The 3917-nt window shown below is 44.0% G+C and carries 5 protein-coding genes and 1 pseudogene; 1 reads left to right on the forward strand and 5 read right to left on the reverse strand.

The features are described 5' to 3' along the window. A partial coding sequence (locus PN470_RS03705; RefSeq protein WP_272103703.1) for a DUF4164 domain-containing protein occupies window positions 1-232 on the reverse strand: 232 nt, incomplete at its 3' end. A 185-nt stretch (window positions 233-417) separates the two neighbouring features. Here PN470_RS03705 and PN470_RS03710 point away from each other — a divergent pair. Next, a pseudogene (locus PN470_RS03710) lies at window positions 418-630 on the forward strand (serine O-acetyltransferase); the annotation flags it as partial. On the opposite strand, the gene ispD reads toward PN470_RS03710, so the two are convergent. The 4 genes from ispD to PN470_RS03730 all read right to left on the reverse strand — a co-directional run bounded on the left by ispD (window position 625) and on the right by PN470_RS03730 (window position 3676). Further along, a complete protein-coding gene (gene ispD / locus PN470_RS03715; RefSeq protein ID WP_002792529.1) occupies window positions 625-1305 on the reverse strand; it encodes a 2-C-methyl-D-erythritol 4-phosphate cytidylyltransferase in 681 nt (226 codons plus the stop codon). The pseudogene PN470_RS03710 and the gene ispD sit on opposite strands and share 6 nt — an antisense overlap. Before the next feature lie 123 nt (window positions 1306-1428). Further along, entirely contained in the window at window positions 1429-1827 is a 399-nt protein-coding gene (locus PN470_RS03720; RefSeq protein ID WP_002737278.1) for a DUF1824 family protein, read from the reverse strand. Between the two features lie 444 nt (window positions 1828-2271). Next, the gene (locus tag PN470_RS03725; RefSeq protein WP_002776005.1) at window positions 2272-3162 is read right to left on the reverse strand and encodes a hypothetical protein; all 891 of its coding nucleotides are present in this window, start codon (window positions 3160-3162) and stop codon (window positions 2272-2274) included. A gap of 10 nt (window positions 3163-3172) precedes the next feature. Further along, complete coding sequence (locus PN470_RS03730) at window positions 3173-3676, reverse strand: hypothetical protein (protein ID WP_271936675.1); 504 nt, start codon at window positions 3674-3676, stop codon at window positions 3173-3175. Window positions 3677-3917: the final 241 nt, after the last annotated feature.

A 3917-nucleotide genomic window follows, 5' to 3' on the forward strand; every position in this document is an offset into this window, starting at 1 on the left:
CGGCAACCACCAAAGCGATGAGAATCCCCCGGTTGGTAAATTCCTGATAACCAACCCGTGTAGTTAATCCCTCGATTTTCTCGTCTAATACTTTAATATCGCCTTTTAACTCGGCTTTGAGTTCGGCCTGTCCGATTTCTAATTTTGTGAGACGTTCATCGATTTTATCGATTTTACTCTCAATCCTTATCAGGATAGCTTCTAGGGAATAAGTTACAGTTTCGTTAGACATTTGCTAAACTCCTATGGCGTTTTCGGGTTTTTTGAGCAGCTATTTATTATGATTATAAAGCTCGTAGCCTTGCCTAGGAGCCAGTTCTAGTTACTTCATTGTCATAAATAAGGGACTTGCGCTTTGATAATGTACCTTTTGGGCGAACGCAGTTCGCCCCTACATTGTGGACAAAATCGGTCTTTGGCTATAAAGATAAAAGCGGTCGCCCCAAAATTGGCAATAATGTCAGGATTACCGCCGGCGCTAAAGTCTTGGGAAATATTACCATCGGCGATAATGTCACCGTGGGCGCAAATTCAGTGCTAGTAAAGGATATTCCACCTAATTGCGTGGTGGTGGGTATTCCCGCTCGTATTGTTAAACCGGACGGCGTTAAAGTAGATGAAAAATTATAAACGTTGACTTAAAATATATTCGGCAATTGCCAGATCTCCGGGGGTAGTAATTTTTAAGTTAGTTTCTTCACCGACGACAATTTTGACGGGAAAACCACATTTTTCTAATAAGGCGGCATCGTCGGTGACTTCCCAAGCTAATTTTCGGCCCTGTTCATGACATTCTTTTAATAATTTTACCTGAAAACCCTGGGGCGTTTGGGCCGCCCACAACCGAGATCGATCGGGTGTATCCTTAATCCAACCCTTGCTATCGACAATTTTAATCGTATCTTTCACCGGAACCGCCGCTATGAAACCCTGACAAGTGGCTAAAGCGACAGCACAGCGATCGAATAATTCGGGGGTGGCTAAACATCGCGCCCCATCGTGAATTAAAACCGTCTCAGCCCCCTCTGGCAGGGCTTGTAAGCCATTGTAAACTGATTTTTGTCTGGTTTCGCCTCCTTGGATGATTTGCACGGGTTTAAGGGCATTTATGGCGGTTATAATTTCTCGGATCTCCTCAAAGTCTTCCGGTTGTGCCATGATGCCAATCCAGATAATTGCCCTGGATTGCATGGCAGCCAGCAAAGTCCAAGCGAGGAGCGGTTTTCCGTGCAGGGTGAGCAGTAACTTGTTGCGATCGCTGCCCATCCGTTTACCCATTCCCGCTGCTGGAATTAACAAATACATATTTTTTTCAGGTAAAAAGTTAAGAATTCAATAGATTTGGTCTTTGATCCCCCCTTAATCCCCCCTTGATTAGGGGGGTGCCGATGATTGTTAATAGCTTAAATAAGCCCAAAACTCTCCCTCTTAAGAGAATAAATCGAGGGGAAAGTGACCATAAGTACCGACTAATTGATCATTTTCTGATTGACAAGAAACCAGGACACCGCGATAGGTTCCCGTATAAGAATCGAGATAGGAAGCTTGTCTTTGGGTATTATATTTAATATACACCGCTCCCTGTTCTGGCTGGTCTTCTGGGAGACTATTAGGCAGGGGGTATCCTAGGGCTTGTAGATAACCTTTCAGAGCTTTAAATCCCTCTTCATTGTTATCGGCACAGATACCTAAATTAATTGATTCCGAACCTTGGTTAACCAATAAAATTGCCTGTCTTAGAGCTTCTTCTTCTTCAGGAGATTGGGCAATTTTTAGTTTAATACATCCATATTCTTTTAGGAGTTTCAAAGCTTCTTCAATAGACATGAGCGGTTAGATAGGCGGGGCTAAAGATAAAAAATAAGCTGATGCTGCTGTCCTTAACGACAAATTCTCAAGTAAAAAAGCCCTAAATCATTGGGGTTTAGAGATAGGAAAATTTTGCATTGGTCTTAATCGTAAGATCGCCAATTTCGATCATATCAGGTTGGGGACAGGAAAATTTATCGGGGTTGTTTGATTGCTCCATTTTGTGCGGGCATTTCACGCGCTGCTTTTTGATAGCTGAAGTAAGCACGGCTCTCCTAGGTTTGGTGGGTAAAATGTATTCTAGGATACATTTCTCAAGAGCGAGGGGGTGGAACGAACCACAAAGACACAAAGGACACAAAGATCGATCGATCATTATGTAAGTTAAACTGATCACACAGAACCTAGAAGAGCCTAAACTTTTTCTAGAGCTTTTTCTTCGCTTGTTTCAGAGTCTTGCAGTTAAATTTCCGCCACGGCTCTTTCGATTAAACGACGAGCCAGGGTTTGAATGCCGGTATGTTCATAGTAATTAGTCGTCATATCGAGAAATGCCCCAACATACACCAATTTATCGGCAGAAAAGTCGATAAATCCCTGAATTTTGCTCAATAATCCCTGCTGGCTCAAATCGCGATCGCTGACAAAACTACTCATCCAACCTTTAGTCGAGTCGAAACTTTGACCGATAAAGTCTAATTTTCTGGCAGTATTTCCCCCCGGAATCAATTCTTTAATACTGCCGAAAGTAGAGTTAGATTCTAAGTCTTCTGGGTGAAGAATACTGAGGGTAGATTCCACTTTGCGGATAAAACTGCCCCCCAGAGGAATCAAACCATCCAAACAAACTAACGCCGCCATCCGCATCAGGGATTCGCCGCTATAATCTCCCAGAGAAGTGACGAAATCCCCGATACTATCCCCCGGAATGCCATTAATTTGACAAAAAGCGACTAATTCGGTCACTAATTTCAAGGTTAGATCGATGGTTTGCGCTTTTTCGGGGGCAGGGGTTAATCTTTCGATTAAACCGCCCATGAGGGGAATTTTACCACCGACGGCATTGGCAAGAGAGGCAGTGGCTAGGGCATTATCGGCGCTGTCGATGGTTTGGTAGAGCCAGAGCGCCCGTTGATAGCCCTGGGATTTATCATTAAACAACCAAACGGCTCGATCGCCAATCTGTTGGATCATGCTTTCGTCGGTTTCGCCGGTGACTTTGATAATCGTATTTTTAAACCCGACTAGGTTATCCCACTCTCCCGGCACCACATAATCAAGGGTTTTGAGAACTTTGACGGTGAGATTATTCGTCGGTAATTTGTCCACCAGTTCAAAAATTGGCTTACTCACGGATGTCTCCTTACTTTAATTTTGCTAAACCATCTAAATCGAACTTAGCCAACCAAGCTTGGCGATCGCTGGCATCAAAATCCGTATCCCGCGATAAAACCTTGACTTGATAGCGATTATTGACTAAAACGGAGCTGGCGGTTGCACCCTGTTCGATAGAGGGAAAACCTTTGATTGTGGTTTGACTGTCTTGGAATTTATTGGCTGCGGCGGGATTATTGCTAATGTCAGATATGGCTAACATAGCCACAACTTTGCCATCTTGCTTCAGTTTTGCCTCAGCAAAGCCTTTTTTCTCCTGGGTATAGACGCGCTCGTATCCTCCCCCAGAAGGCGGGAAAAACCGATTAAAACTGCCGCCAGAGGTGGATTCTTTCACCACTGCCGCCGCCCCGCGAGCGGTACTTTCCTGTTGCGCTTGGTCAAATTGCGAGGGAGCTTTAGCACAGGAAGTTACTAGCAAAAGTGTCGCTAATACCCCTGCTATCAAGATTTTGCCAAATCGAAAGCTCATAGTTCTCTTAATTAAAACTTGCTCATGTTTGTTTGTAGTATATCTCTCGCTGATTGCTGATTATTGTTAAGTTTTTCTAGATTCTGCCACACCAGACTAAAAAAAACAGAAAATCAGCAAAATTCGAGTCAATAACGAAGGCAGGAGGCAGTCCCGATGAAAAAATTTTCACCCCCACAGATGAAAGAGGTTTCTTTCCCTACACCCTACACCCCACACCCCACACCCCACACCCCACACC

Source organism: Microcystis sp. CS-574 (genome assembly GCF_028329095.1).
Lineage (GTDB): Bacteria > Cyanobacteriota > Cyanobacteriia > Cyanobacteriales > Microcystaceae > Microcystis > Microcystis ichthyoblabe_A.